Origin of the sequence: Hydrogenophaga sp. (assembly GCF_041633695.1) — a bacterium.
In the GTDB taxonomy this organism is placed as follows: domain Bacteria; phylum Pseudomonadota; class Gammaproteobacteria; order Burkholderiales; family Burkholderiaceae_C; genus Hydrogenophaga.
This window is the reverse complement of sequence record NZ_JBFJMY010000329.1, coordinates 1-4,704: the sequence shown is the minus strand read 5'-3', so window position 1 is coordinate 4,704 and position 4,704 is coordinate 1. Positions and strand designations below refer to the sequence as shown.

General features: G+C 62.4%; 4 protein-coding genes and 2 pseudogenes. All 6 read right to left on the bottom strand.

The annotated features are described in order from the left end of the window. Positions 1–183 precede the first annotated feature (183 nt). A pseudogene (locus tag ABYB95_RS17200) lies at positions 184–672 on the bottom strand (transposase); the annotation flags it as partial. Positions 673–687: 15 nt separating this feature from the next. Continuing rightward, positions 688–837 carry a hypothetical protein gene (locus tag ABYB95_RS17195; RefSeq protein WP_160165352.1) on the bottom strand — a complete coding sequence of 50 codons (150 nt, stop codon included), beginning with the start codon at positions 835–837 and terminating at the stop codon, positions 688–690. 16 nt (positions 838–853) lie between these two features. Then, complete coding sequence (locus ABYB95_RS17190) at positions 854–1,300, bottom strand: helix-turn-helix domain-containing protein (RefSeq protein ID WP_372659778.1); 447 nt, start codon at positions 1,298–1,300, stop codon at positions 854–856. A gap of 65 nt (positions 1,301–1,365) precedes the next feature. After that, positions 1,366–2,815: pseudogene (locus ABYB95_RS17185) on the bottom strand (IS5 family transposase). A 235-nt stretch (positions 2,816–3,050) separates the two neighbouring features. Then, positions 3,051–3,893 carry a TauD/TfdA dioxygenase family protein gene (locus tag ABYB95_RS17180; protein ID WP_372659777.1) on the bottom strand — a complete coding sequence of 281 codons (843 nt, stop codon included), beginning with the start codon at positions 3,891–3,893 and terminating at the stop codon, positions 3,051–3,053. Further along, the coding region (locus ABYB95_RS17175) for a CaiB/BaiF CoA transferase family protein (RefSeq protein ID WP_372659776.1) at positions 3,890–4,704 on the bottom strand (815 nt) is incomplete at its 5' end. The genes ABYB95_RS17175 and ABYB95_RS17180, both read right to left, overlap by 4 nt.

The window sequence follows — 4,704 nt, the reverse complement described above, 5'->3', positions numbered from 1 at the left end:
GCTTCTTGAGGGTGAACAGGCCTTCGGTGTAGGTGTCAGCGCCGCGCATGAGGGAGTCGTTTCGAGGTGACGGGATGTGCCCCTACTGTGCCACGACACACCGTTTCGAGCGACTTGCCTATGAGGTATTTCAGCAGCCTGCTAGGTCATCGCCCTCCGGCTTCCCGCCTCGGTGGGAACAACCTATTGCAACTCAACACCTAGTGCATCAACACGCAAGATTCGGAACGTAATGTCGACTGAGCTTCTGATCTGCGTCCTGACGGGTGAACGTCCACCCGATGGTTCTCTGTGCGACGTCACGGGCCTGCTGCCAGGCGTCAACCTCGCATTGCAGGCGGTTTCGGCTTTCAACTCGCCGGTCCAGACATTGACGACTGAGGATACCGATCTCGATCTCCGCCAATTCAGCCAACTCGCGTGCTTGGGCGTGTAGTGGAACTGCACTCGGCGCAAGAGCTTGTTCGCTGCACGTTTGCCCAACACGTCGTCAAAACATCTTCTGAAGTGGATGTTCAGGTTGTCGAGCACCAGATGAACGCGGCGAGCCTTGGCATACGTGTGGGTCAGCAAGTCGCCGACGAAGACCACGAAGTCGGCCTTGCCCCGTCGCTCTGTGACCGAGACGGTCCGCTGCCCGGCTTTGGGCTCTACGGCCACGAACAGATTGGTCGTGCCGTTACGCGCCTACTCGTAGTCCACTTTTTCGGGGCTGCGCGAGTTCATCGGCAGTGGTGCACGACTGTGACCGATGAGTTGCAAGCTCTTCTCGTCGATGCAGATGACCGGCTCTGAGCGCGACATCGGCCGCGCGTACAGCTCAAGCAAGGCGTACATGCGACTGCGGTACTCCTCAGTCAACGCGCCAATGCACCACCTCAGCTTGCGCCAGGGCTTGAGATGTTTTTTTGAGCATGCGCCGCACGGTTTCTCGGCTCACGTTGGCCATGCCGACTTCCTGCCGAGCCGCCCGTTCGAGTTCCACCATCGTCCAGCGCTGCCGGCCCGCAGGCGGCGTCGAACACGCCAGCGCCGTCACTCGCGCTTCGTCGTCTGTGTCGTACTGGCGTGGCCGCCCCCAGCGTGCTACGCCGAAGACCGCCAACTCCACACCGCCTTGAAGATTCGCTGCGCGCGTATGCCACACAGCCGTGCGCCCTATTCCCAGTACCGCCATGATCTGGGCCTCTGGCACGCCCCTGTCCAGTGAGGCCAAAACATGAGCCCGATTGACCTCTCTCGCTTGGTGCGCCCCTTTGCTGCGAATCTCGTCCACCAGCGAGCGATCCTCGTCGGTCAAATGCAACTCCGTCTGCCTCATGACAACACCTCCAAGCATCAAGTAAATCGTCGGCCCTGATTTATTCAAATCCGATCCCAGACAGGGCGCTGTGCAGGTCGGGTGAGAGCTCGAGTGGACCAAGAGTCCAACGCGTGTTGCCATTTCAGTGACAAGCTCGCTACCGAGCACAGGCGCAAATAAAGGCTTTGCAAGAAGATGATGCCCTTGCGGGCGATCATGCGCAGCAGCCAGCGGATGTTGTAGCCCGCCGCACACAGCACCGAATGCAGCCGGTCGCCGGCTTCTCCCTTGAGGTGACAACGGTCCATGCGGTGATCGGCTTTGAGGTGGCCGATGATCGGCTCAATGGCCTGACGACGCCTGAGCTCGCGTCGCTCTTGCTCGCTGATCCGCTTGGCCTTGCCCCGGTGCAGGATATGCACATCCGGGTTGTGCGTCCACACCCCGATAGCCCAGATCAACGAACGCCGTCGCTGGCTTTGACCGGCTGTCTTGCATCAGGATGCTCGCCTGCTCCAGTTGCTCGTTGAGGGTGTGGCCGTCGTAAGGGTTACCTTGGAAGGCTCGTGAGCCCACGATCAGGTTGCCCTGCAGCGTGCTGGCAATGCCCACCTTGACCCCGAACTCGTAGGGCGTTCGGGCCTTGCCCTTGCTGATGCAGTCCACCTCGGGCGCATGCCAGGCGTAGAGCTTGGGCTGTCCATCCACCGCTTTGCGCTGGCCGCTCTGGGCCACGATGCGATGGGCCTTGTTCAAGGTCTCGCCCAGTGCTTCGCGCACTGCCGCCCCGATGGCACTGGCCTTGCGGTCGATCTCGCGCTGCAGGCGAGCGACGATGGTTCTCTGGCGTTTGATGGTGCGGCGCATGCGCTTGAATTGCCGGGCATGGGCATAGCGCCCGGCCTAGCGGCTCAGGTCCCTGCCTTCCTTGGCAAAGGTCTGCTTCAGATCAATGCCCGTCTCCTTGGCCGCCTGGACCAAATTCAACCGGGCGGTCTCCAGCAAACGGCTGTCGGTGGGATGGGCAATCGCCTTGTGCTGCACCGTGCTGTCCACGATCACGCGGGAGGGCTCCTGCGGTTTGATCAGTTTGAGTTAGACGGCCACGTTGATGGTCTGCGCCAGCAGTTCTTCCACACCTTCCTCGCCCAACAACTGACGGAACTTGACCAGGGTGGTGCCGTCGCGGGGCTGGCGGTCTTCGTAATAAGCACAGCCCGAGAAGAACTGCCAGCGCGGCGTATCGGCCCAGCGGGCCACCACGCCCTCGTCGGAGTCGTTGAAGGCGTGTTTGAGGTAAAGCAGCGCAATCATGATGCGCAGCGGCACGCGAGGGCGCGCTGCGTTGCTGGAAACAGCAGCGCGCTGTACCTGTTCACCGAAGAGGTCCAGGTCGGGCATGGCCACACCGGCGCGGCCTTTGTGAGAGAAGACCTGGGCCACCCACGCTTCGATCTCCTGCCAGGGCATGCGCGAGGCCAGCACGGCCAGCGGGAGGCGCAGGTCGATCATGTGGTCGATGCGCGAACGGAAAAATCGTCGGTGGCGGGGCAGGCAAACATCACTGCAGAACTCCCAGAAAACTGCCCCTATTGGAATTCAAACTGGGAGTTCTGGATATCTGCAATCACCCCACAAACCAAGTGTTCATGCGGGTTCTGGAGGTTATTCAGGGACGACTGAATCAAGTAAATCAAGTAATGGTGACGAGATTGTATTTATGTTCCGTTACTTACCTGTCAATGTACTAGTGACGAGGCCGGTCACCCGCTAACGTGATGCGGTGCATGACCCGGCGGAAGCCGTGGTAATCGTTGACCGGGTAGTGGTGCGTGCAGCGGTTATCCCAGAGCGCCAGGGAACCCACCAGCCAGCGGAAGCGGCAGGTGAACTCTTCCTTCTTCTGGTGCGTGAATAAAAATTGCAGCAGCGGCGCGCTCTCCTCTTCGGTCATGCCGGCGAAGCGCGCGGTATGGGCGCAGTTGACATACAAAGCCTTGCGACCGGTTTCCGGATGGGTGCGTACCACGGGATGTTCGGCCTCGTAATGGGTGTGCTGGTCAGCGCGACCGGCTTCGGCCAGACGGTCTTCGCGGGTGCGTGACACATCTGCCTTGGCCGAGGTGTTGACCGCCACCAAGCCGTCGAGCAGCCGCTGCATCCCCTCCGACAAGGCCTCATAGGCCAGCACCTGGTTGGCAAACAGCGTGTCACCGCCGTAAGGCGGCGCTTCGCGCGCCAGCAGCAGCGTGGCCATCGGAGGCTGCTCCAAGTAGGCAGTATCGCTGTGCCAGACGCCGCCAAAGTTGACTATTTCGTGCGCCAGCTTCTTCACTTCGATGATGACCGGAAAGCCCGGGATGCCGCTGACAAACGGGTATTCCACCGGCGTGCCAATGGCCTGGGCGAAGGCCAGGAACTGCCCGGGCGTCAGCGGCTGGTGGCGCAAAAAGATGACGCCATGCGCCAGCCACGCACTACGCAGCGCCGCCAGGTCATCCTGGCGCAGCGACCGGGACAGGTCAAGCCCGGAGATTTCCGCACCCAGCGCGCCGGCCAGCCGGGTCACGGTCAATGCCGGGGCACTCATGCTGACAACTCCGCATCGGTGAGGAACGGAGCCGCTGCGCCACTGCCCAGCAAGGACGCCAGCGCGCTGGCATCAAAGCCGCATTCGCGCAGTACCGATTCGGTGTGCTCCCCCAGCCGCGGCGCGGGCGCCAGCTTGCTGACGTCGTAACCCACCCATCGCGCCGGCGCGCCAAAGGTGCGCATCACCCCTTCGCTCGGGTGCTCGACCTGGCGGAAGAAGCCCACCGCCGCCAAGTGCGGGTCATCCAACAGTGATTCGACGGTGTTCAGGGGCACCGCCGGCACATCGATTTGTTCGAACAGCGCCATCCAGTGCGCGGTGCTTTGCACGCGCAGCGTCTGGCCCAGAAAGCCGTACACCTCGTCAATGTGGCGGGTTCGACTGGCCAGGTCGGCGAAGCGCGGATCGACCCGCAGATCGTCACGCTCGATGGCGTGCAGAAAACGCTGCCAGTGGCCGTCGTTGTAGACCAGCGCGCAGATGTAGCCGTTGCTGGTTTCGTAGGGTCGGCGCCCGGGCGACAGCAGCCGCACATAGCCGGTGTCACCACTGGGCGGCTCGAAAGTGCGCCCGTAGAGGTGGTCCGACAGCACCACGCTGGCCATGGTTTCGAACATCGGCACGTCAATGCGGCAGCCGCGTCCGGTGCGCTCGCGCCCGTACAGCGCCATGGCCACGCTGTGCGCCGCATGCAGGCCGACCATGCGGTCGGCAATCGTCAGCGGCACGTAGCGCGGCTCGCTCGCCCCGCTTTGCTGCTGCAAGGCGGCAATGCCGACCGCGCCCGGGATCAGGTCGTCATAGGCCG